This window comes from Labrys miyagiensis (genome assembly GCF_030160835.1).
In the GTDB taxonomy this organism is placed as follows: Bacteria; Pseudomonadota; Alphaproteobacteria; order Rhizobiales; family Labraceae; genus Labrys; species Labrys miyagiensis.
In genome coordinates this window covers 46,822-70,491 of the sequence record NZ_BSPC01000032.1, presented here as the reverse complement: position 1 = coordinate 70,491, position 23,670 = coordinate 46,822, and the positions used below count along the sequence as shown (strand labels likewise).

19 protein-coding genes are annotated in these 23,670 nt (G+C 65.4%); 7 read left to right on the top strand and 12 right to left on the bottom strand.

The genetic code is table 11. The features are described 5' to 3' along the window. The first annotated feature begins 245 nt into the window (after nt 1-245). Nucleotides 246-692 (top strand): DoxX family protein, encoded by a 447-nt coding sequence (locus QQL24_RS18360; RefSeq protein WP_284313744.1) that lies wholly within the window; start codon nt 246-248, stop codon nt 690-692. A gap of 193 nt (nt 693-885) precedes the next feature. Here QQL24_RS18360 and QQL24_RS18355 read toward each other — a convergent pair whose 3' ends face one another. After that, a complete protein-coding gene (locus QQL24_RS18355) occupies nt 886-2,064 on the bottom strand; it encodes a tlde1 domain-containing protein (RefSeq protein ID WP_284313743.1) in 1,179 nt (392 codons plus the stop codon). Nucleotides 2,065-2,439: 375 nt separating this feature from the next. Here QQL24_RS18355 and QQL24_RS18350 point away from each other — a divergent pair, with 375 nt between their 5' ends. Continuing rightward, entirely contained in the window at nt 2,440-3,219 is a 780-nt protein-coding gene (locus QQL24_RS18350) for an SDR family oxidoreductase (protein ID WP_284313742.1), read from the top strand. Nucleotides 3,220-3,231: 12 nt separating this feature from the next. Here the strand turns inward: QQL24_RS18350 and QQL24_RS18345 are convergent, their stop codons facing one another. Further along, a complete protein-coding gene (locus QQL24_RS18345) occupies nt 3,232-4,134 on the bottom strand; it encodes a LysR family transcriptional regulator (protein WP_284313741.1) in 903 nt (300 codons plus the stop codon). Nucleotides 4,135-4,270: 136 nt separating this feature from the next. Between QQL24_RS18345 and QQL24_RS18340 the strand changes: the two genes are divergently transcribed. After that, the gene (locus tag QQL24_RS18340) at nt 4,271-5,113 is read left to right on the top strand and encodes an oxidoreductase (protein ID WP_284313740.1); all 843 of its coding nucleotides are present in this window, start codon (nt 4,271-4,273) and stop codon (nt 5,111-5,113) included. A gap of 16 nt (nt 5,114-5,129) precedes the next feature. Here the strand turns inward: QQL24_RS18340 and QQL24_RS18335 are convergent, their stop codons facing one another. The 3 genes from QQL24_RS18335 to QQL24_RS18325 form a co-directional block, all read right to left on the bottom strand. Next, entirely contained in the window at nt 5,130-5,435 is a 306-nt protein-coding gene (locus QQL24_RS18335; protein ID WP_284313739.1) for a hypothetical protein, read from the bottom strand. Nucleotides 5,436-5,592: 157 nt separating this feature from the next. Then, entirely contained in the window at nt 5,593-6,087 is a 495-nt protein-coding gene (locus tag QQL24_RS18330) for a hypothetical protein (protein WP_284313738.1), read from the bottom strand. A gap of 83 nt (nt 6,088-6,170) precedes the next feature. After that, on the bottom strand, nt 6,171-7,595 hold the full coding sequence (locus tag QQL24_RS18325) for an aminotransferase-like domain-containing protein (RefSeq protein WP_284313737.1): 1,425 nt from the start codon (nt 7,593-7,595) through the stop codon (nt 6,171-6,173). A gap of 161 nt (nt 7,596-7,756) precedes the next feature. On the opposite strand from QQL24_RS18325, the gene QQL24_RS18320 reads away from it, so the two are divergent. Together QQL24_RS18320 and QQL24_RS18315 are read left to right on the top strand one after the other, a co-directional pair. Further along, nucleotides 7,757-8,176 carry a DUF983 domain-containing protein gene (locus QQL24_RS18320; RefSeq protein WP_284313736.1) on the top strand — a complete coding sequence of 140 codons (420 nt, stop codon included), beginning with the start codon at nt 7,757-7,759 and terminating at the stop codon, nt 8,174-8,176. A gap of 207 nt (nt 8,177-8,383) precedes the next feature. Continuing rightward, nucleotides 8,384-9,280 (top strand): hypothetical protein, encoded by an 897-nt coding sequence (locus QQL24_RS18315; protein WP_284313735.1) that lies wholly within the window; start codon nt 8,384-8,386, stop codon nt 9,278-9,280. A 92-nt stretch (nt 9,281-9,372) separates the two neighbouring features. Here the strand turns inward: QQL24_RS18315 and QQL24_RS18310 are convergent, their stop codons facing one another. Next, nucleotides 9,373-10,806 (bottom strand): DHA2 family efflux MFS transporter permease subunit, encoded by a 1,434-nt coding sequence (locus tag QQL24_RS18310; RefSeq protein WP_348536468.1) that lies wholly within the window; start codon nt 10,804-10,806, stop codon nt 9,373-9,375. A 251-nt stretch (nt 10,807-11,057) separates the two neighbouring features. Beyond that, nucleotides 11,058-12,722, bottom strand: coding sequence for a flavin monoamine oxidase family protein (locus QQL24_RS18305; protein ID WP_284313733.1), 1,665 nt, complete (start codon nt 12,720-12,722; stop codon nt 11,058-11,060). Nucleotides 12,723-13,132: 410 nt separating this feature from the next. On the opposite strand from QQL24_RS18305, the gene QQL24_RS18300 reads away from it, so the two are divergent. Then, nucleotides 13,133-13,315, top strand: coding sequence for a hypothetical protein (locus tag QQL24_RS18300; protein WP_284313732.1), 183 nt, complete (start codon nt 13,133-13,135; stop codon nt 13,313-13,315). A gap of 315 nt (nt 13,316-13,630) precedes the next feature. Beyond that, on the top strand, nt 13,631-14,167 hold the full coding sequence (locus QQL24_RS18295) for an HNH endonuclease (RefSeq protein ID WP_284313731.1): 537 nt from the start codon (nt 13,631-13,633) through the stop codon (nt 14,165-14,167). A 136-nt stretch (nt 14,168-14,303) separates the two neighbouring features. Here QQL24_RS18295 and QQL24_RS18290 read toward each other — a convergent pair whose 3' ends face one another. The 5 genes from QQL24_RS18290 to bcsN are packed head-to-tail and all read right to left on the bottom strand — an operon-like array spanning nt 14,304 to nt 23,488. Next, nucleotides 14,304-16,739 carry a cellulose synthase gene (locus QQL24_RS18290; RefSeq protein WP_284313730.1) on the bottom strand — a complete coding sequence of 812 codons (2,436 nt, stop codon included), beginning with the start codon at nt 16,737-16,739 and terminating at the stop codon, nt 14,304-14,306. Continuing rightward, entirely contained in the window at nt 16,736-17,830 is a 1,095-nt protein-coding gene (locus tag QQL24_RS18285) for a family 8 glycosyl hydrolase (RefSeq protein ID WP_284313729.1), read from the bottom strand. The genes QQL24_RS18290 and QQL24_RS18285 overlap by 4 nt, the downstream gene beginning before the upstream one ends. Next, on the bottom strand, nt 17,827-20,277 hold the full coding sequence (locus QQL24_RS18280) for a cellulose biosynthesis cyclic di-GMP-binding regulatory protein BcsB (protein ID WP_284313728.1): 2,451 nt from the start codon (nt 20,275-20,277) through the stop codon (nt 17,827-17,829). Before QQL24_RS18280 ends, QQL24_RS18285 begins: the two co-directional genes overlap by 4 nt. Then, entirely contained in the window at nt 20,274-22,472 is a 2,199-nt protein-coding gene (bcsA, locus tag QQL24_RS18275) for a UDP-forming cellulose synthase catalytic subunit (RefSeq protein WP_284313727.1), read from the bottom strand. The genes QQL24_RS18280 and bcsA overlap by 4 nt, the downstream gene beginning before the upstream one ends. Continuing rightward, on the bottom strand, nt 22,469-23,488 hold the full coding sequence (gene bcsN / locus QQL24_RS18270) for a cellulose biosynthesis protein BcsN (RefSeq protein ID WP_284313726.1): 1,020 nt from the start codon (nt 23,486-23,488) through the stop codon (nt 22,469-22,471). The genes bcsA and bcsN overlap by 4 nt, the downstream gene beginning before the upstream one ends. Nucleotides 23,489-23,670: the final 182 nt, after the last annotated feature.

Sequence of the window (23,670 nt, the reverse complement as noted above, 5' to 3'; positions counted from 1 at the left end):
CCATGTCAATCGAGACGAGTCAGGAAGACAAAGGCTGAAACTTACCTATCTGCGGGTTCAAACTGCTCAAAAAGGTTCAGCCGGCTCTCCCATCCCGTGCCGGTATCCAATCCGAGAAAAAGGCGGGTCTTCCTGTCGGTTCCCTGGCTGGCGGATCGTCCTTGGAGCAAACGGCGGTTGTAACGTCCGGTCCGAGGCCCGCGATCCAACCGCTGACGTCAAGCACCCTGACCGGAGACAGATCCATGACCGCCGCTGCTACCCGAGCCCCCTGGAAGACCGCCGCCACCCTGCTCGCCCGCCTGATCTTCGCGGCGCTTTTCATTATGGCCGCCGCCTTCAAATTCTCCAATATCGAAGGCACCGCCGCTTTCATCGCGGCAGCCGGCTTTCCGGCCTCGCTCTTCCTGGCCTGGTGCGCGGCGTTGTTCGAATGCCTGCTGATCCTCGGCTTCCTCACCGGCGCTTTCTTTACGGAGACCGCACTGCTCGCGGCCGTCTATGTGCTCTTCCTCGCCTTCTCCTTCCATGGTCCTGGTCGCTGGGCGGGTAATCAGGCGGAGTTCGGCTTCTTCGTCGATCACTTCACTTTCATCGCCGGCCTGCTTTTCGCCGCCGTGCATGGGCCGGGACGTGTGCTCGCTCTGCGGTTTGGCCTGATCGGCAGGGGCGACGAGGAGCAGACGGCCTGAAGAGGCATCAGGCGGAACAGGCGTTCGCCTTCAAAAAAAGCGATAGAGCGTTTTACTTTCAGATCGAATCACCAAGATTCGCAAAATGCGCTTGATACCAGCAAGTTAATTTCGAAATTTGCTCCTACCTGAACGCATTTTGCTCTAGAACTCGGTGGCGTAGGTCCCGGATTGGAAGCCGGGGCCGATGCGCTCAATCCGTGCTGGAGGCGAACCACCACCAACTGCGCTTGCTGCGCGAGGCAAGTTGGCTTCCTGAGCGCGACAGGCTCGGCACCACGGCGAGCTTGTTGACCTCGCCGTTGCGGTAGGCGCGCAGAAAGCGGCTGTAGTCCTTGAAGGAGACGCAGCCATTCGAATCGCCGCGCGGCCCAAGCATATAGGTATGGGCGAGCAGGCCGACGCGGCCATAGACATTAGCCCCGTCCGCAGGTGTCAGCCGCAGCGCCGCGACGCCATGGAACAGTTGCTCGCGCGGCGAGAGATCATAGGTGTGTGGCGGTGTCGCGCCGCGATTCTTCATATGGACGGAGCCGGGGTCGTCCAGCAGGCCGCCCAGCCCCGAATGGGCTTCCAGCTTCTCGCCATTCGGCAGGTAGACCGTATGGGCGGCGATGTCATAGACAGCCGTGCGGTTGCCGAAGCTCGGCAGGGAGATGGCGGGTGCGGAAGGCGGGGCCGGCGCCTGGCGCCTCTCGGCTGGATCCAGCGAGGCGAGTACGGGGCCGGGACGCCGGACCGGGCTCGCCGGCGGCAACGGCACCGGGGCTGCCGGCGGTTCGGCCTCCGCCAGCGTCACATCGCGCACTGGGGGCAGGGGAATGGTATCGGGAAGGCTGCCTGTTACGGTGGGATCATCAGCTTCGGCGTCCGCCGGCGCTTGAGGCGCCTGTGTCTCCGGGGGCGCCGGATTGGCGTTTACCGCCGTCACCGTTTGGATGGTGGGCGTTGCCAGGTCGGAGTCATTGGCATAAGGCGTCAGGCTCGCCAGCACCGGTCCCAGCGAAGGCGTGAGCTCGTCGGCCCGCCGCACGGGTACGCCGGGCGCGATCTCCATGCCGTTTCGGACCACGGCCGGCATGCTGCCATCGGCGCTCGCCATCGGGCCGGGCGTGGCGGCATTGTCGTTCTGGTTCGCCGCCACGGTCTCCTCGGCGATGATGCGGGCGGGATCGTCGGCCACCAGTGCTGACTCCGGCAGCCGGTTGGACACCATCACCATCTTGGGTGCGAAGGGGTCGGCGACACGCAGGTTCGGGCTTGCAGACAGCGAGGTGGCCACCACGGAGGGGGCAACCAACGTGATCGTCGTCCAGGCCGTCGCAACTGCGCCAAAGCTAATGCCGCCGATGAGCAGCCAGCGGAACCTCATTCGGCGCGGCACACGACCATCAGAAGAAGCGACGTGGCGGGACGCACGAACATAGGTCATAGAACTGATTTCCGGGACAGTCTCACGAGGGTGTTCGCCCCGTGAAACCATCGGCTGAGCGTCAAGGTCGGCTGCTGCGAAAGGCGGTTTTGCGCGCGGCCAGCGAAATTCCAGTCACGATCGGCCCTTAGCCGACTTGGGGAAGTGTGCCCAATCTTGGTAACCAAACCCTTTACGTTGCGTGCGAGTTTGGGGCGCGAGGGCAATATCCCGGTAACCTCTCGCCGCGGACGCTGGACAGGAGGGCTGGATGGCGCAAGGTTTGGCTAATCCTTCCTTGCCCAAACGACAGAATTAACCATTCGAGGAAATTTCATGCCCGGCATCGCCTTGAACCCAGGCCTGCGCGTTCTCGTCACAGCGGGTGCCTCCGGCATCGGCCGTTCGATCGCCGATCTCCTGATCGAGAACGGGACGAGGGTGCATGTCTGCGATGTCGCCGAACATCACCTCGCCGATTTCCGCGCCGCTCATCCCGGGCACGGCGCCAGCATCTGCGACGTCTCCGATGAGGCGGCCGTGGGGAAGCTGTTCGACGAGGTGCGCAAGGGGCTCGGCGGCCTCGACGCCCTCATCAACAATGCCGGCATCGCCGGGCCGACGGGCGGTGTCGAGGACATCGCGCCAGCCGACTGGCGCCGCACCATCGATGTCTGCCTCACCGGGCAGTTCCTCTGCACGCACCACGCCGTGCCCCTGCTCAAGCAGGCCGGCAATGGCGCCATCGTCAACCTGTCCTCGGCGGCGGGGCGCCATGGCTATGCCTTCCGCACACCCTATTCGGCGGCGAAATGGGGCGTGATCGGCTTCACCCAGAGCTTGGCCAAGGAACTGGGACCTTCCGGCATCCGCGTCAACGCCATCCTGCCCGGCGTCATCCGCGGGCCGCGCATGGTGGGCGTCATCCGGGCTCGCGCCGGGCAGGTCGGCGAGAGCTATGAGGCGATGGAACAGGAATATCTCAACCGCATCTCGCTGCGCCGCATGACCGGGCCCGAGGATGTCGCCGCCATGGTGCTCTTCCTGCTCTCGCCGGCCGGCATCAACATCTCCGGCCAGTCGCTAGGCGTGGACGGCAATGTGGAATCGCTGTGAGCACGCTAGGCGCTACCCCCGACGCCCATTTACCTCGCGAATGAGATCGATGAAGGCGCGCAGGCCTGCCGGCACGAGGCGGCGGCCTGGGAAGTAGAGGCTGAGGCCGGGCCCCGCCGGGGTCCACTCCGCCAGCACCTGTATGAGGCGGCCAGCGGCCAGGTCGTCCTTCACCGACCATTCCGACAGATAAGCAAGGCCGGCACCGGTGAGCGCGGCTTCCCGCATCAGGCCGGATTCGTCGAGGATGAGGGAACCCGGCACGTCGAGCGTGTAGCTCTCGCCCTGCCGTTCGAACTCCCAGCGATAGAGGACTCCGCTTGGCCAGCGCGCACGGATGCAGCGATGGCCCAGCAGGTCGGGAGGGACCGTGGGCTTGGGCCTGTTCCTGAAATAATTGGGCGAAGCCACCACGGCGAAGTTGAGGTTGCCGCCGAGCGGGACGGCGATCATGTCGCCGGGAACGGAATCGGCCATGCGGATACCGGCGTCGAAGCCGCTGCCGACGATGTCGACCAGCCGGGCTTCGGTGACGATATCGACCGTCATATCCGGATAACGCTTCAGATATTCGAGCACAATCGGCGTGAGGATCTGGCGCGCCGCGTTCACGGAGCTGTTGAGGCGCAGAATACCCATCGGCTTGGCGCGGTGCGTGTTGACGCCTTCCATCGCGCGGCGGATTTCGGCCAGCGCGGGCATGATGGTCTCGACGAACTGCTCGCCTGCCGCCGAGAGCGAGACGCTGCGCGTGGTCCGGTTGAACAGGCGCACGCCGAGCCGGGCCTCCAGGCCGGCCACGGCGTGGCTGAGGGCGGAGGCGGACATGCCGAGTTCCTCGGCCGCGGCCCGGAAATTGCCGTAACGGGCCACCGCCGCAACGGCCTCAAGCTCCACCAAGCCGCTTTTGTGCATTGTCCCGATTCCTGCATGACGCAATGCAGGTTTATCCCGCTTATCGGATTAATCCTAGAAGCTTAGATCAGCGGCATGCCGGCCCCGAGGTCGGCGCGCCAATCGCGGGGCAAATCCCGCAGCTTAGGAGTCCATCATGTCGACGGTCTGGCTGATAACCGGCAGTTCCCGCGGCCTCGGGCGTGCCCTCGCCGAAGCAGTTCTGGCCGCTGGCGACCGGCTCGTCGCGACGGCACGCGATCCCGGCCAGCTTCACGATCTCGCCGAACGCCATGGCGACCGTGTCCGTCTCGCGGCGCTCGACGTCACCGACGAGCAGGGCGCAGCAAAAGCAGTTGCACTGGCGCTCGAAAGCTTCGGCCGGCTCGATGTCCTCGTCAACAACGCCGGCTACGGCAATGTCGCGCCCACCGAGGACACCAGCCTTGCCGAGTTCCGCACCCAGATCGAGACCAATCTTTTTGGCACCATCATCATGACCAAGGCCGCGCTCCCTATCATGCGCCGGCAGAGAGCGGGGCATATCATCCAATTTTCCTCCGTGGGCGGGCGTATCGGCGCCGTGGGCCGCGCCCCCTATTCCGCCGCCAAATGGGCCGTCGAGGGCTTCTCGGAAGTGCTCGCCAAGGAGGCTGGCCCACTTGGCGTGAAGGTCACGATCATCGAGCCCGGCGGCTTCCGCACCGACTTTGCCGGTGCATCGACGCAGCTCCATGAAGGCCATCCCGATTACGACACAACCGTCGGCGCTGCCGTCCGCTTCCAGCGCAGCTTCAACGGCGCCCAGCCGGGCGATCCCGCCAAGGCCGCCCGGGCGATCATCGAGATCGCTGCCTTGGACGAGCCGCCCCTGCGCCTGCTTCTCGGCAGCGATGCCTATCGCGCGGTGACGGAAGCCGAGCGCACGCGCCGCGAGGCGGACGAGGCCTGGCGGTCTCTTAGTCTCTCCACCGATTTCGATCCTGACTCCTCCAACTGAGTTCCTGATACCGCGTTCAGGGCTGTCGGCTGTCAGGCATCATGTCCAGAGACAGCGACGCTCCGACCTCCATCCGGATCCTGTCGACCAAGGCGGCCGGGCCTTCGAGGGCCAGACCCGCATTGGTGCCGGAGGTGAGGGTAACCTCCTGTCCCTCGATCGTGAAGCGGAGGGTGGAGACCTCCTGGCAGCCGCCGATGTCCCAGGAGCTGGCGCGCGTCTGCGCCTTGTGCCCGCGCAGCACTGCGAGGACCCCGGCTCTCAGGGCTTCGTCGTGCTCGCGTCCCAGGATGAGGCGTTTGGAGCCTGAAATGGCTGGCAAGACACGATTCCCTATCGGCAGGTAACGCCGATTAGCCGCGAAAGGGCTGTCTTGTCCAGTCAGCTTACGGATTTTGCACGAAATGCGCTCGCATGAAGACGATATAGGCCTCTTCCATTATCTCGCGGCGGGGTCTTCGTGGCGCTGGTGCGTGCGTTCAACGCGCGGGCGCACCGATGAGATCTTGCCTCTCCTCGGAGGCCTGCCATTTCGGCCAGAGTTCCTCGATCGCCTGGCTGCGGCCGGCGCTGAACTCGGGAAGGGCGGAGGGGCCTTCGCCCGCGCTGTAGCGCGGATCGGAAGCCGGCGCGACGACCACAGGCGCACCGCCATGCTGGTCCAGCGTCACATCGACGATCCAGCCGCCAACCTCGACCCAGGCATGCGCTTCCCAGCCTTGCGTGGTCTGGAAGCCATAGGGGCAGTCATCGGGTCCGTCGGGCAGCAGCCGCGGCGTGCCGGAGCGCCACGTCGCCGGCAGCCCGAAATCCTCCCGCATCACCTTCTGCAGGAAGACGCTCGAGCGCGTGTCGGTCCAGCGCGAGGGCACCGCCGGCATCTCGCCCCAGGCCCTGTGCCATTCCAGCCAGGCCGGCTCCAGAAACCGCCGGACCGCGCCGGCAATGCGGATAAGCTGCGCCTCATCGACCATGGGAGGATTGTAGGCTGGCGGTCATGCTTGCGAAATAGATATTCGCTGCTTTCCTGATATCGATACGCCGACGTGAGACTCTTTCAAACGATCGCCGGCACCCCGCGCGGTGGCACCGAGAGGATGGCGGCGAGGGTGTTGAGGCCCTGGCGCAGAGCTTCCTGGCTGGGGGCGGCGCCGAGGGAGATGCGCAGGGCCGGCGGCGGCGCGGCCACGGCGAAGGCTTCGCTGCCGACGATGGCAAGGCCCGCCTTGCGGGCGTCGGCACTGAAATCGGCCTCGGCCCAGGCCCTGGGCAGGCTGAGCCAGAGATGGTGGGCGTTGGGATCGGCGCGAAAACTGAAGCCGCGCAAGGCTTCGGCGGCGATGGCCTGGCGTGCCCGGTTCTCGCGGCGGATCGAGGCGGTGAGCCGCGCCATGGTACCGTCCTTGATCCAGATGGAGGCGAGGCCGGCCATCAAGGGCGGCGCCATCAAATTGGTGACGCGGGTCTGCGCCGTTACCTGCAGGGCGCCGGCCAGGCTCGGAGCCATGACATAAGCGAGGCGCAGGGCCGGCGTGGCGCATTTCGAGAGGGTGGCGATGTGCCAGGTGCGCTCGGGCGCGATCGCGGCAATCGGCGCCGGCGCCGCCTCGGGCAGGGCGCCATAGGCATCGTCCTCGATGAGGGCGACGTCGTAGCGCCTGACGATGGCGGCGAGGGCCTCGCGGCGCTCGCGGGGCAGGGTTGCCGTGGTGGGATTGTCGAGCGTCGGCACGCAATAAAGTGCCGCGGGCGGTACGATCCGGCACAGGCGTTCGAACTCGTCGGGGATCAGCCCGTCCTCGTCCGCAGCCACCGGCACCAGGCGCACGCCGCAGCGCGCGGCGACCGAGCGCAGGCCGGGATAGGTCACCGTCGGGGCCGCCAGCACGGCGCCGGGCGCCATCAGGGTGGAGACCACCGCGAACAGGGCCGCCTGCGACCCCGAGGTAACGACCAGCCGATTGAGATCGACGAGGCCGAGACGTGGCTCGAGGAAGAGTGCGCCGGCGGCCCTGTCGGCCGGGGCGCCGGCATTGTCCTGGTAATGCAGCTGCAGCAGGGCATGCGGGGAGGCCAGCACGGTGCCGATACCGTCGCGGATGGCCTCGCGCAGCAGAGCGTCTGCTGGCTGGGGCGGCATGTTCATGCTGAGATCGATGAGGGGCGAGGCGTCGGGGCCTGGCGGCTCATAGCGCGCCGGAGGTTCATGGCGCGGCGCTCTCGGGGCGCTGACGAAGGTGCCGCGCTTGGTGTTGCCCTCCACCAGGCCCTCGCGGCGAATCTCGTTGAAGGCGCGCGTCACCGTGGTGAGGTCGACGCCGAGCGCCTTGGCGAGCTGGCGCTGCGGCGGCAACTGCGTGCCGGGCGCGAGACGGCCGGCCTTTATGTCCGCGGACAATGCCTGCGCGATGGCGAGATATTTCGGTGCGTCGCGGGCGAGGGCAGAGGGCAGCCAGAATGCCGCAACAGAATTGTCTTGCATTTGTATGCCTACAATAATACATAAGTGGCATCGATTGGTGGCGGTCGGCGGGCAATCAAGCCGTTTCTGACACCAACAAACGAATCTCAATGCAAGATAGTGGTATTTGTATGGAATATCAATCCATACATTTGACGCGTGCAGGGCAAGGGAGCCTCGCCATGACCGAACAATCAGCAGCCGAACAATCCATCTGGCGCGTCGGCATTCGCGGCCGCTGTCCCCGTTGTGGCCGCGGCAAGCTCTTCAACGGATTTCTCAAGCTCGCGCCGAAATGCAATGCCTGCGGGCTCGACTATTCCTTCGCCGATCCGGCCGACGGCCCGGCCTTCTTCGTGATGATGACCATGGCCTTCCCGGCCACCGGCTTCGGCATGTGGATCGAGCTGAGCTACGACCCTCCGCTCTGGGTGCATTTCGTCACCACATTGCCCTTCCTGCTGCTTTCCTGCATCCCCATCCTCCGGCCGATCAAGGGCGTGCTGGTCGCAAGCCAATATATCAACAAGGCGGAGGAGGGGCGCCTTGTCCAGCCGGACGAGACGCCGCCCGCGCGGGTTCAACTGGCGGGACGAAGCTGACCAGACTCGATCGAGAAGTTATGAGAACCTCGACTTCTTGTCATCGCCGGGCTTGTCCCGGCGATCCAGGGAGGCGCGACGGCTGGATGCCCGGGTCAAGCCCGGGCAGGACAAAATCTGCGACTCCTTCCACTGTGTTGCGAATTTTAGTCTGGGCTCATAGGCTCGCGCGATCTTTTCGTCCTGCGTTTCAGGCTGGTCCGACTCATGTATTCGTCCCCTGCCGTGCCGGTCTCCCCGCGCGATTTCCATGACCGGATCTACCAGGGCAAGGTGGCCCGCTTTGCGGATCTCGCGCCGATGCGCGATCTGGTGGCCTTTACGCGCGGCATGCTGGAGGAGGTCTTCGCGCCGCATGCGCCCGTGGAGATCCACCGCCATCTCCCACACGACAGGCAGGTCGAAGTCTTCGCCGAGATCGAGAAGAACTTCGCGCGCTCCGATACGGTGAAGCGGCTGTGGGCCGGGGTGTTCGAGGCTGCCGGGCTCGACCCCACGCTGCTCGTACGCGACCGCCTGCATCTGCGCTTCCAGCCGCATCAGGATCCCGCCGCCGGGCTGCCGCGCTCGCGCAACACCTCGACCGTCGCCTTCCATCGTGACACCTGGGGCTCCAACCTGTACGCCCAGACCAATTGGTGGACGCCGGTCTATCCGATCACCGAAGGGCGCACTTTCGCGCTCTATCCGGACCTGTGGACGCAGGCCGTGCCCAACACCAGCGCAAGCTTCGACCTCGAGGCCCTGCTGGCGCGTGCCAGGACGGAAGGGCGCCATTCGCTGGGCGCCGACGACGCCATTCCACATCTCGCCGAGGCTGTCGATGTCGGCCGGGTGGAACCGGTGGTGATCGAGCCCGGCGAGGTCATCGCCTTCTCCTCCGCCCATGCCCATGCCGGCGTCGGCAACACCACCGGCCTGACGCGCATCTCGCTGGAGACGCGCACGCTCTGGATCGAAGATGTGCGAGCGGGCCGCGGCGCGCCGAATGTCGACGGCCACGCGCCGTGGATGGCACCCGGCCTGTTCCGCCGCGCCAGTGACGGCGAGAAGCTGACGGCGCTGCTGGGGTGGAGGGAGTTGGAGCCGTATCGGCGGGGGTGAGGGGAGGAGGGGCTGGCGCTTTTTCCGCCGTTGTCTCGTTTCCATGCCGGTCTGAAGACCGGCACACCAAAAGCGCCCGTTGACAAGCGGTCCTACGCCTCTCCCGTCGCCTCGCGCCGCGCCCGATGCCCGCTCATCGCATCCCCTGCCCCCTGTGGCAGCCTGGCCGAGACGGGTGCCGCCAGCAGCGAGACCGCCGTCACCACCAGGAACGCCACCGAGAAATCGGCGAGCGTGGTGCCGGCATGGCCGAAGGCGAGGCGCGAGCCCGTGAGTACCAGCGCGCCGGTGCAGATACCGAAGGAGAGCATCAGTTGCTGGAAGGTGGTGTAGAAGCTATTGGCCGACGAGGTGCGGTTCGGCGGGATGTCGTCATAGGCGATGGTGTTGTAGGCGGTGAACTGCAGCGACATCGAGAAGCCGCAGACCATCAGCACCACGAAGATGCCCCAATGCGGCCAATCCGGCCGGAACAGGGCGCAAGTGGCATAGAGCAGGCTGGAGAACACCGAATTCCAGATCAGCGTGGCGCGAAAGCCCCAGCGCTTCAGGATGGGCCTGGCGGCGGCCTTCATCAGCATCGAGCCGCAGGCGGTCGCGAAGGTCATCAGCCCGCTCGCCACCGGCGACAGGCCGAAGCCGATCTGCAGCATCAGCGGCAGCAGGAAGGGCTGTGCACCCTGGGTGATGCGGGAGAGCGAGCCCGCCACCACCGAGATGCGGAAGCTCCGGATCCGCATGAGCGTGAGGTCGAGGATCGGCTCAAACCGGTGCGGTCGGCGAGCATAGACGATATAACCAGCCCCGCTCACAACGCCGATGAGGAGCAGCGCCACCGCCATCGGCGCTTCCTCCAGCGTGCCGCGGCTGGTCATCTCGAAGCCGAACAGGAGGCAGGCGAGCGACAGGCCCGAGAGCACGAAGCCGGCCATGTCGAAGCGCTCGCGCCGGCCCTCTTTGGTGTTGGGGATGAAGAGCTGGATGAAGATCAGGCCGATGAAGCCAATCGGGATGTTGATGTAGAAGATCCAGCGCCAGTCGAAATAGCTGACGATGAAGCCGCCCACCGGCGGCCCGAGGATCGGGCCGATCAGGGCCGGCACCAGCAACCAGCTCATGGCGGAGACGAGGTCGCGCTTGTCCACCGTGCGCAGCAGGATGAGGCGCCCCACCGGCACCATCATCGCCCCGCCTGCGCCCTGCAGCACGCGCGCCGCCACCAGCATCGAGAGGCTCGGCGCCAGGGCGCAGAGGATCGAGCCGAGCATGAAGATGACGACGGACGAGGCAAACACCGTGCGCGCGCCATAACGGTCCGCAATCTTGCCGCTGGCGGGGATGAGCACGGCGAGGCTGAGGAGATAGGAGGTCAGCGCAATGCTCATATGCGCCGGCGAGACCTGAAAGGATTTTGCCATGGTGGGCAGCGCGGTCGCCAGGACCGTGGCGTCTAGCTGCTCCATGAACATGGCGCTGGCAATGATCAGCGCGGTTGTTCTGAAATTGGGCCGAGCCATCTGAGGCATGGCACCGAAGGCTAACTCCGACATGGAAATGACAATTCGTGCAGCGACCTGCCCAAGCGGCAGGCCTTGAAGGAAACGGTCCGATTCTAGTTCGGGAAGGATGGATAAATCGTTATAGGCCCGCTTTTGGCCTGAGGAAATGGCGAAATTAGGGTGGCAGACAAAAAATTGGGAAGTGACTGACGGGCAGGTCAGCACCGCACACCCTTCCGCAAAAGCTGAAACATAAAGACGCCCGCAGCGCTTCCCGCTCAATCCACCAGATCGACCGGCTTCAGCGCGGGATAGAGGTCACCTGGACCGGGATTGCCGTCGGGCGAGCGTCCGCCGAGATGGGTCATCACGCCCCATACCGCGTTGAGCGCGGTCTGCACCGCGCCCTCTACCCAGGCCGGCGTCCAGCTCACGCCGTCACCGGCCATGAAGATACCACGCTGGCTTTCCGGCAGGTCGGCCTGCATGAAATGGCCGTACATGCGGTGGTTGTAGCGGTAATGCCCCGGCAGCGCGCCCTTGAAGGCGCCGAGGAAATTCTCGTCCGCCTCCCAGCTTACGCAGATCGGGCTTCCGATGATGTGGCCGGCGATGTCCAGCCCCGGATAGATCTTCGACAAGGCCGAGAGGGCGAGCTCCACCCGCCGCTCGGCCGGCAGTGGCAGCACCTTCAGCGCGTCGGTCATCCAGGAATAGGACAGGCAGATCACGCCCGGCCTGTCGTCGCCATTGTCGAACAGATAGGTGCCCCGCGTGATGCGGTCGGTTAGCGTCATCGACATCCGGTCGCGGCCGGTATCCGGATCCTTGTCCTTCCAGAAGGGACGGTCGACCATCACGAAGGTCTTGGCGGCCTGCATGTAGCGCGTGCGGTCGAGCGCCATCCAGAGCTTCTGATCGAACAGGCTCTCCTCGGCGTCGATCGAGGTGGTGAGCAGATGGCTCTGGCAGGTGACGACCACGGCTTCATAGTCGTCGCGGTTCCCCCACTGGTCCATCACCGCAAAGCCGCCCTTGCCGTTATGGGCGATCGCCTGCGCCCGGCCCCTGGTGGCACCGGCATTGAGCCCGGCCAGCGTGGTGCCGGCGGGCCAATACGTCAGCTTCTCTGGCGCTTGTCGCCAGATGCCCTGGGCGACCTGCTCGACGCCGCCGACCACATAGCGCTGCTCATCGTCGAAGCCGCCGAGATTGACCCGGAGAATCTCAAGCATCGAATTGGGGAAATCGGAATCCCAGCCGCCGGTGCCGAAGCCCACCTGCCCGAACACCTCGCGATGGCGGAAGGAGAGCTTGCGGAAAGCCTGCGAGGACACCACGAAATCATAGAAGGTGCGCTCGTCCCACGCCTGGACGATCGGATCCCAGATCGCCTTGATGCGCTGGGCGTCGCGCGCCCGCATCGCCGCTTGCAGGGCGGAGAACTGAGCGCCGTCCTCCAGGGCCTGGTGATAGGCGGCGGCGACCTCCCGGTAGAGCGGCGGCAGGTCGTCCAGCGTGCGGGCGTAGAGGGTCTCGCCCTCGAGATCGATCACCGTAGAGCCGGCGGCCGGTGTGAGTGGATTGGGAAAGGGCCGCGTTTCCAGGCCGAGCAGGTCGACATAATGATAAAAGCCGCGCGAGGACACCGGAAAGCGCATGCCGCCGAGCTCGGCCACGATGCCCTCCGTGCCCTCGAAGCGCTGCGAGCGCAGTCGCCCGCCGAGCCGGGCCGATTCGTAGAGCACCGGCCTGAGGCCGAGCCGCATCAGCTCATAGCCCGCCACCAGCCCGGCCGCCCCGGCGCCGATAATGGCAACGCGCGCGCCATGCTTCTCGGCCGGCACCGCACCGAGCCCGGCGGGATGGGCCAGCCAATCGTCATAGGCAAACGGAAAATCCGGCCCGAAGGCGCTGATGGCATCGCTTTCGTCGTTGGGCATGGCTGTTTCCCCGCTGGGCATGATCGGCGCCGAAGGGGCATGCACCATCATGCGTGAGGGAGGGGATAGGCAAGTGCGGCGATTCGGGGGAGGGGGTTTACCGTGGCGATGCCTTTGGCCGCCCCACCGGCCCGGCTAGCCACGCCGCGGCCTTGCAATGCGCGGCGAGACAATCGCGATGGAAGCAATAATTCTCATCGCTGAGGAAGGTGCACTGCCGGCGGCCGATCTTATATTATAAGATAATAGATTATCCGGCCATCTCGAACCGAGATTTGAATTACTCAATAGCGTCGAAAAAGTTGACTTTTCGGAAGGGGGATCGCCGTTTCTGGCTTGATTTTTGCGCGTATCGAGAGCCATAAGCCTAGTCATCAGGAAGGGCTCTTCCCTTCCCGAGCCAGGAAACCATGTTGCAGATCCTCGTCGCCCCTTTTGCGTTTGCTTATGACGCCCGCATTCTACCGGCCTTTGCGCCGTGCCTGGAATCGCGCGTCCGCGGCGGCGTGATGCATGAGGGTTGCGGCAGGGATACGCTGTCAACGTTGAATGAAGCCGCCGGAAAAGCGGTGTTCAGTCAACACACCATATAATCCGGCGGCAGGGCAGTCCCCTCCGCCTTGATGGCAGGAGGGTTTGTACGCCCGTATCATCCAGATCAGTTTTCGTCGTGCGCCCGATCGCGCGCCTCGTCACGCCCGTATCTGGCCACGCGCCGCACATTCTCTTGTCATCTTCCTGTTTTTTCGTTGCCGGACAACCGTCCAGCTAGACCAGCCAACGGGGCTGGCCGGAGGCCTGACAGCGAAAGCCGAACCAAAGCCTATCCGCCGGCCGGGCAACCGGTCATCCCATTCCTCCAACCCGCCGTCACCCCAGGAGTAAAGTGTTGAGTCATTGAGGTCGTCATGTCATCGCATCCTGCGCTCATCTTGAACGCCGATTTTCGGCCCCTGAGATATTTTCCGTTGTCGCTCCTGTCCTGGCAGGATGCGCTGCGTGCCGTGTTTCTCGACCGCGTAAGCGTGGTGGCGGAATATGATGCCGTGGTTCGCAGTCCCTCGACGACGATGCGCCTGCCTTCGGTGGTCGCCCTGCGCGATTACCAGAAGGTCGACCGCACGGTGCCGTTCACCCGGTTCAACCTGTTCCTGCGCGACGAGTTCAGCTGCCAATATTGCGGCGAGGGCTTCCAGGCCCGCGACCTGCAGTTCGAGCACGTGATCCCGCGCTCCAAGGGTGGGGCGACCTCGTGGGAGAACATCGTCGCGGCCTGCGGCGATTGCAACGCGCAGAAGGCGGATAGAATGGACATGAGGCCGATCCGCAAGCCGGCCCGGCCCTCGCCCTGGGATCTGCTCGAGGCGAGCCGGCGCTACCCGCACAACTACCTGCATGAGAGCTGGGTCGACTATCTCTATTGGGATAGCGAGCTGGTCTCGTAAGAGAGGCGCCTCCGCTAGAGCAAAGCGTGTTTACACGCAAACGCCCATTGCTCTAACTCTTTGTTTTAACGCGTCTTTGCGATTCTTACCGATTCCGTCAAATCGCAAAACGCTCTCGGCGGAGGCGCCATTTTTGTCAGTAGCGGCTGTGGGTCGCCTCCCTGACCGCTTGCAGGCCTCCAGCCGCGTCCTGGTTGCCGGCCGCCGCGAGGGTCTCGAACACCCGTCGCGCTTCCGTGAGACGCTGGAGGTGGTAGTAGGACCAGCCACGCAGCAACAGGAGATCGGTCTGCTCGGGTGCCAGCGTGGCCCGGGTGTCGAGCCCGATCAGAACCTGCGCATAGTGGCCTGCCTGGTAATCGGCGAGGATGCGCTGCGTGAGGATGGAGAGATTGAGGTCACGCGCCCGTCCCGCCTGCAGGGGCGCCTGCGTGGAGGCGGTCGCAGCCTGGGAGGTCAGGCCCAGCCGGAGATAGGCCAGCGACAAGCCATAGGCCGCATCCTGCCGGCTTTGTGCCGAGCCCCCGGACAGCGCGCCCTGGAAGGCGATCACGGCTTCGGAGGGGCGATCGAGCTTCATCAGGCACCAGCCGCCCGCGAGACCACCAGGGCAGCCGCCGCGACCCGGAGAGGGGACGGCAGCAGAGGCAGGGCCGCCGCGCCGCGGACGCCGGGAGGCGTTGCGCGGAGCCGGCGCCTCGGCCTGCGGCTCCGCCATCGCCACCGGCTGGTCCATAACGGATTGGACAGGGGTGGGCTGGACAGGGGCGGGCAACGGGGCCTGCATCGCTGCCTGGGGCGCCGGTGCTGGCATGGGTGCGGCCTGGGGCAGAGGAGTGGGGCTCTGCGGCGTCGGGGCCGTAGCTGCGGGCGCAACCGGCATGACCTGCTGGGTCGGACTCTGGACCGCCTGCGGGGTCGGGAAAGTTTGCGGGGCTTGGAACGTCTGCGGGGCCTGGAATGTCTGCTGGGGTGGCACCGCCTGCATACCCGTGCGTGCCAATTCCCGCGCGGCGGCTGGGTCGACGAGCGCCCGGATGCGAAGCGAGCGCTGGCCCCAGGCATTCACGACGCTGCGCGCCGCATCGCGCCTGTTCATGGCCAGGTTGGCGATGGCCAATCCGAAGGCCGAAGGTTCATCGTCCGGATTCCAGCTGAGAGCAGCCGCGAACCAGCGAGCCGCCGTCTCGTCCTGCCGGTAGAAATGCGAATACCAGCCGAGCTGCTGCGCCGCGGCGGGATCGCGCTGGGTCGCCACTGCGGTGACGAAGCGGGAGAGCACATCCGTCGCCAGCACCGGTGGCGGCTGCTGGGCGAGGAGATTGGCGATCGTCGCCATATAGCTCTTGCGGGTTCCGTCATTGGTGTCGTGCCAGGGGGCGAGGATGGCCTCTGCCTCGGCCGCACGCTTCAGGCTGATCAGGGCAAGGGCGAGACCCTCGGCCGCCGGGGCGGCGTTCTGGTGCTCATAGGACAGGCGATACCAGTGCTCGGCCTGGACGGGATCGCCATGCAGGCGGAAATAGCTGCCGAGCAGTAGAGCATCGGCCGGGGAATTGCTGGCGCCGGCAACATCCTGGAGAAGCTTCAGGTCGGCCGGATCGGCGCTGGCCTTGGCGTCGGCGGCCCCGGCCGCGATAGCGTTGCGCGCCAGCCCTTCGCGGATCGAGTGAAACTCGTCGCCGTCGGTACCCGTATGGCCGAGCGCGAAGAGCGGCTCGAGATCCTCGCGCGGCAGCAGGGCCGTCGCCTTCTGCATGGTTGACAACCGGTCGCGCGGATCGGTGCATGAGGTGAGGATGTAACGATAGGCGTCCTGTGCCCGCATGGCGCGATCGGTCTGCGCGAAGGCCTCGGCGACGCGCCAGAGCACGTCGACGTCGCCGCAGGTCAGCAGGCTCGGTGTCGTCGTCGCCAGCTCGATCACCGTCATATGTTGCTTGAGGTTCGAGGCATTCACCAGCCGTTCGCGTGTCTCCGCGACAGAAAGACGGTCGAGGAGGTCCTTCGGCGGTGCCCAGCCCGGCTCCTTGGCCTGGCGTGCCGCAATGGCGGCGCGGGCCGCGGCGAGTTGGCCCTGCGTGTAGAGCTGCCAGAGGGCGTCGAGCTGCGGATCGGAGACCGGCGTCCCCTTCAGGGGATCGTCGGGCGGCACCCAGTCCGGATAGAGCGAGCGCAGGCGCGCGATCTCGGTGTTCAGGCGCTTGGTATCGCCCTGTCGCGCGAAATAGCGCAACGCCGTCTCGTCGACCGCGGGCTTGACCGCCGGTGCCGCTGCCTGTGGCGCCGGCGCCGCCTCCGGCTGGGTTGCCGGCGCTGGTGCAGCCGGCGCTGGTGCGGGCGGCGCGGCGGGGGCGGCCGGGGGCTGACCGTTGCTGTCGCTCCTCGGCGTGAGGATCTCCGCCGCCTGGGCAGTACTCGCGGTTACGGGGGCACGCTGGACCAGGGGACGGCTTTCACTCGAAGGCCGGTAGACGTTGCCCGGCTGGTTCCATAGGCCGACGATCTGCCAGGCCACGCTGCAGAACAGTAGCAATCCCAGGACGATGGCGAGGAAGCCGGGCGGTCTCACAGGCACTCCGGATAATGTTGCGCCACGCCGGCGAGGGCCAGCAGATAGAGCGTGGCGGGATAATAGACATCGAGTTTCGGCGAGCGCAGCTCGGCCGGGACAGGCTTGCGCTCCAGGGCGCATTGCAGCACGGCCCCGATCATGCGGTAGCCGGGATCGTCCATGGTGCCGGCAGGCTGGCCATCTTCGAGATTGACGATTGCCGGCGCTGCGCCGCCGTCGCCCCAGGCCTTGGCGAAGGGTTCGAGCAGATCCCGGTCGCTCACGCCGGCACGCACCAGATAGAGTGGAATACGCACGGCGTCATAACTGAATCGTGGTGCGAAACCGGAAGCCAAGGCAGGCTTGGCGGATTTCAGCGAGATCCAGTCGGCTGGCAGCGCTGCGCTGCTGAAACGCGCTTCCCGTACCAGGTCGTGCCCGCTGGCGGCCAGGGCCTGCCAGTCGGCATTGGGCGCCAGATGCGCAAGCACCGGCAGCGCCTCGAAGATCCAGTAGGAGAGATTGACCACGGGGCCATCAGGCCGGTCCTGTGCACCGAAGCCTTTCACGCCCGGCAACAGAATGGTGCGGCTCTCGGCGCGATGCACGAGCCGCTGGCCGATCGCGGCCGCCATGGTGCGCGAAGTCTCGGTCCAGGAAGCTACCTTCCACAGATCGCCGCCCAGAGCGAGGGCATAGGCGATGAGGATGTCGCCGTCGGCGGCGTCATTGATGTCGGTGACATGCGGCTTGCTGTCGGGATCCCAGCGCCAGACCGCCAGCCCGTCGTCGCGCAGCAGCAACTCATTGTGGGTGAAGGTCCAGATGCGCGTGAAGGTCTCGCGATCCTCCGCGAGCACTGCGAGCAGGAGGCCGTAGCCCTGGCCCTCGCTGTGGCTGATATTCTTGTTGGCGGTATCGACGACGCGTCCGTCCAGCGTCACGAAGCGGTCGCGCCAGGGCTGCCATTGCTGGGCTGTCAGCGTGCCCGGCCGGGCCGGCTCGCCCAGTGGCGCCGCATGGCCGGGGCCGAGCGGCAGCAGGGACGCCGCAGTCATGGCCAGCGCAGCCAGCAGGGGGATAGGGCCGGATCCGCGGCGCCTGGTCATGGGGAACTTCTCCGGCCTATGCGGGACAGGAACAAGGCTGTTGCAAGGCCAAGCAGCAGGCAAGCGGCAAAAAGCAGGACGGCGAACGCCAGGAGGTTTTCCGACAGCCAGTTCGCCGCGACCAGGCGCAGATTGGTGAAAGAAACGGGTTGGGTGGGGATGAAGGAGAAGGTGGTGACGGGTTGGGTCTGCACCTCGGCGACTCGCGCATTGTAGGTCACCAGCCTGCCGCTGAGCTGGAACCATTGCGGGCTGGCAGTGAAGGTGGTTGCGCCTTGGCGCAGGAGGTTCTCGGTGGGAGCGGTGATCAGCGTCCAGGCCTTGTCGCCACTCGGGCTCGGGCCTTGGGCGATCATCACCGTGGCATCGCGCGAGGGATGATAGGGAACATCACGGGAGGGCAGGAAGCGCAGGGTCTGGCTGGAGACCTGGAAAGTGCGCTGCAGCCAGTCCTCGAAGGCGCTGACATTGCCTTGCCAGCCGCTCCCTTCCGTCGACAGCGTGTCGCGCCAGCGATCGAAGGTCTCCTGCGTGTCGGACGGTTCGCTGGCGGCCACCGGAAGCGTCGGTGCCGTGGTAGGCCCGAGGGTGTTGCCGGCCACGACCGGGCCTTGCGGTACCTCCTCGCGGGCCTTCCAGCCGCTGCGCAACTGCTCGTCGAGGTCGAGCTGTGCCGGCACGGGGTCGGGGATTGCTGGGGCGGGGGCAACGAAGAGCGTGTTGCGATTATCGAGTGAGGGCGCATCGAGATCGAGTTCGATCAGGCGCCCCGCCGCGACCGCCATGCGGGCAAGCAGCGTCGCCGCCGCCGACATCGTATCGGCGTCGAAACTGCTGAGCACGAGCGCCACCGGATCGGTGGAGGAATTATACGGAAAAGCCGTGCCCTGGAGAGCCGCAAGATTGGGCAGCTGCGCGATGCGGGCGTAGCCCGGCATCACGAACTCGCTGCTGTCGAACAGGGCGAAGCGGTTGCTGCCCTTCGTCGGCCCGGTCGCGCATTCGAGGTCGGCGTTGGTGTGGAGTTGGGCCTCGAAAGTGATGCGGTTCGGGCCGGGCTGGAAATGGGTCATCGGAATGCGGATCGGCAGGTGCCGCAGGATGTCCCCGCCGCTGGTGCTCATCGGCGTGGTCGCAGCGATGTCGCCGTTGACATAGATGTCCATGTGGCTGCCGGGCAGCACCTCGCCGCTATAGGCCGCATCGAGCAGCAGGGTCGCCTCGCCCGAGGAGTCCGCGTAGAAATCCGAGGGCATGCCGATCTGGAATTCGGTCTTGAAGCGGCGGCCGGCAAATTCCTGCGTGCTGACGCCGAGATCGGCGAGCTTGAGGTGGCTCGCCTGCACGAGCAGCGGCGGATTGGGCGCAAACCAGCGGCTGGTGTCTAGCACGTCGCGGGCGCGCCCCTTCGGCCTGTCGGCCAGGCTTGCCACGGCATCGACGGCCTGCGAGACCGCGGCAGAGGAGGGGCCCGAGACCACCAGGGTGGAGGAGCCGAGGGCGGGGTCGTCGACGAAGGTCACGATGGGGCGGGAGGCCGCATCCGCCGGCAGGCCCCGTATCATCGGGCGCAACTCATCGGCCGTGCCGATGGCCGCCGTCACGGTGCCGGGATCGACGGGTTCGTCCGGGCGGGCCATGACCGAGATGCTGAGGCTCGGCATGGCGATCAGGACGGCCGCGGCCTGGGAGAAGCGAAGCACGGGACCCGTCAAGGTCTTACGGCCGAGGGAAGGCATGAGGATGCGCAGATGCGCGAGCCCATTGGAATCAGGGCCGATGGCGGCAAGATCCTCGACGCGTGACAGGCGTGCCGCCGCCGGAGCGCGGAAATGAAGTGCCGTCGCTGTGCTGTCGATCTCGGTGCGCAACTCATAGGTGGAGCTGATGGTGCAATCGGTGCGGTGGCGCTGGACGATCTGCAGGCGGAAGAGATTGGCACCAGCCTTCAGGAGACCGGCAGGCAGCTCCGCCGACAGCTTGCCGACCTCGTCGGTGGCTGCCACCGGCGCGTCGAAGATGGCCTGGTTGTTGACGAAAAGAGCAAGGCGCGAAGTTTCCGGCGCCACCATCACGGCGGCCTTGTAGCCGAGCGTGAGCGTGGCAGGGCTCGCGGCCTGCTCCCCGGTCAGGACGACATTCCAGGCCCGGCTGTCGATCTCCCCTTCCAGGACGAGGTGGCGGAAAGGCAGGATAGGGCGATCGAGCGGGCTGATCACCGCCTGCTCCACCTTGGGCGGGCTGGGCGTGGATGGTGTCGAAGCGGCGGGTGCGGGAGCAGTCTGTGCGGGCTCGGGTGTGGCAGGCGGCGGCATTGCAGGCCGCGCAGGTATTTTGCCGCGTTCCGGTGTCATGTCGAAGGGAGACGCCGAGTCCTCCGCCCGCAACTGGGGCAGGCCTGCCAGCATCACCGCCACGGCAAGAAGGGTTGGGGCGAGGCGCCTCATGTAGGCTCCCCCGCGCTTTTCTGGGGCGCCACGCTTGCCGCGCGCGCCGGTACCGAGGCCCGATAGAGGTAGACCAGGCCCCTGATCGTTTGCTTGAGAGCGAGGGCGTAGAACCAGATCGTGCCACGCACCAGGCCCGGATTGTAGCGGCGCCCCGCCTGGAAGGCCGTCCAACGATCCGAATTGGCATAGAGCAGATCGGCAATGAGGCGGTAATGGACCGGCTCCGTCGTCACATAACGCACGCCCACAGTGGTCGTGCCGGCATTGCTGTCGATCCTCCGGACGACGACCGGCAGTTCGGGATCGCCATCCAGCTTCGTCAACGGGGTGAAGCGGATGCGCAGATGGCTGTCGCGCGACAGGCCCTTGACGGGGCCGACCAGGCGGATGCCGGCGCCATAGGCCGAGACGTTCTCGATCATGGCGCTGACGGTGGTTTCCCCGAAAGTCAGCTCGCACCGCCTGTCCGCCTTCACGCGCTGGGTCGACTGCCGCTCGCCACGCTCGCAGACCACGCCGAGCGCGCAGCCGGCGAGCAGCACGTTCAGGATATTCCACAGGCCGACCACCACGGTCACATCCGCCTTGTAGGGCTGTTCGATGAACCGGAAGATCGTCATGGCGATGCCGGCGAGCATCACGCAGAAGAAGGCGAAGAGCGGCCAGGCGATCTCGGACAGCCGGCTCTCGGCGACCGAATCGTCCTTGGCGGTCACCCGGAAGGTTGGCTTGGTGGGATGCATGAGCACCGAGATGAGCGCCGGCAGGAGATAGAGTGTCTGCGCATATTCATAGAGCTCGGAAACCCAGGGCCAGCGATACGAACCATAGAGATAGTTCTGCATCATCAGGTTCACGAGCATGTATGAGAGCGTATAGGATAGAAACTCCTGACCTGATGAAACGAAGATCTCCAGATTGAAAAAGAGGTAAAACATCGGCGCGATGAGAAAGATCAATCTCGCCACCGGGAAAAACCAGAACAGGATGCTCGACATGTAGCATATGCGCTGCGAGATGCTGAGTCCGCGCTTCATGAAAGGGCGCTGGAACAGGAAGATCTGCACCATGCCCTGTGCCCAGCGGGAGCGCTGGCCGATGAAGCTGGCAAAGGTCGCCGGCTGCAGGCCCGCGATCAGGGGCTTGTCGACATAGATGCTATGCCAGCCGCGCGCATGGAGTTCCATCGCCGTCTCGCAATCCTCGGTGATGCTGCGCCCCTTGAAGCCGCCGGTCTCGGCGAGCGCCGCACGGCTGAGGGCGGCGGCCGAGCCACAGAAGAAGGAGGCATTCCACTTGTCGAGGCCGCGCTGGATGATGCCGTAGAACATCTCGTTCTCGGACGGCATCTTCAGGAAGGTGCGCAGATTGCGCTCGACCGGGTCCGGGTTGAGGAAGAAATGCGGCGTCTGGACCATGAACAGCTTCGGGTGGTCCTTGAAGAAGCCGATGGTGCAATGAAGGAAGTCGCGGGCGGGGGCATGGTCGGCATCGAAGACGACCACGATCTCGCTGGAGGAGTGGGCAAGGCCATTGTTGAGATTGCCGGCCTTGGCGTGTTCGTTGCGGGCGCGGGTGAGATAATGCACGCCCAGTCCGGCGCACAGGCTCTTCAGTTCGGCATGGCGCTGCTGTGCCTCCGTTGCCGATTCGATGTTCTGGGCATTGCGCTTCTGTTCGGTGCCACCGTCATCGAGCAGGTAGACATGGAGTTTGTCCGGCGGATAGTCCATGCCTTTCGCCGCCGCCAGGGTCCTTGCCAGGAGTTCGCTGCCTTCGTTGTAGCTGGGGACGAAGACATCGACGCTGGGCAGTTCCTCGTCCTTGAGTCGCGGCGCCACGCGCGAGGGCAAAGGCGACGACACCACGAACAGCGACAGCGCCAGCATGCACACGCAGTACATCTCGGCGAGATAGACGGTCAGGCCGACGATGAAGTTCTCCGGCTGGTTGATCGGCGGCAGCGTGCTGGTGGTGCGCCAGTAGACATAGCGCAGCACGATGGAGGTGCCGAGGGCAAGGGCGACCGGACGCCAGATGCCGCTCGGTTTGAATACCTTCAGGAATGCCATGGCGATCACCACCGCCGTGCCGGCGATGAGGTGGGCCTGCTGGCTGATCGGCAGGGTGACCAATATGAGGACGAAGACAGACGCGAGCGCCCAGAGCAGGGCGACGAAGACCTTGGTCATGGCTGCGCTCCCTGGGGCGGCGCCGGAATCACGGGTGGCGGCGGGACAGCTGGCGCTCCGGTGCCGGGAGCCTCGACTGCTGGAGGCGGGGGAATCGTCACACCATTTCCTTCAGGCGGGTTGCCGGGCTGGGTGGTTGCGGGTGCCGGTTTTGCGCTTGCACGCACGGGCCTGCGCGCACGCTTTGTGCCGGTTCTTGCGGGGCCGGCCGGCGCGGGCACAGCCGAGGCGGGGGAGGGCCCCATCGGAGCACCGGCGGCGCCAAGATCAGGGGACAGGGGGCGCGGCGCCTGGGACCAGTTGCCGCTCGACAGGGAGGCATTGACATGCAGCCCCATCATGGCGGCGACGAGATTGGTCTCCGTAGCATTGGGCTCGCACAGGCGCAGGCGGATCGAGATGGTGGCGCGCCGGTTGAACAGGGAAACGTCGAGGTCCGGTGTCGCGATGCGCTGCCAGGCATAGATGCACGATTCCCGCGCGGCCCGGCCGAGCGCATAGCCGAACGGCCCGTACTGGTTCTGCACATAGGTGAGCGAGCGGTGCAGCGGCACCCCCGGCAGCGCCGCCTCGGCCTCGGTGGTCAATTGATCCTCGCTGAGCGAGCGATCCGCCAGCGTACTTTCGGCGCCGGCGTTCTCGTTGCTGATGCCGAAGATGTCGACACGCAACTGGTTCTGCCCTGGCGCAGACCCATCGGTTGCAAGCGCGATGGTTTGCCGCGTGGCATTCGCATAAGCGGTCTGGAGTACGGAAACGACGGCCGGTGTGCTCGCACCCAGTGAGACGAAGGCGGCCTCCGGCGGGACCGTCGTGACCGATGATCCGGATATGATCGTGCGTGGCGCGCCGCAGCCAGACAGAGCGAAATTTGACCCTACGGAAAGTAGTATTGCAAATCTACATGACCATCTGCGTATTTTTTGTGCACGATTGGCGCGCTGGATTGGTAGAATTACCAAAGGATGGCTCGTACCCCGTCGAGACAAACCTGTGGCATCGGCGGGATGCTCCATGAATATACCATTTCACGCAATCGAACTGTGACTCCTGAAGTCAAAAGCTAACAAAGGCTTCACGTCAATATCTTTGTTTGATTTGGGCATACCAATAATTTGGCTGACCATGCGTCAGTTGTGAATATTAAAAATAATATCGTTTGGAATTTTTCTGTTATTTTTAATTTTATCAAACAAAT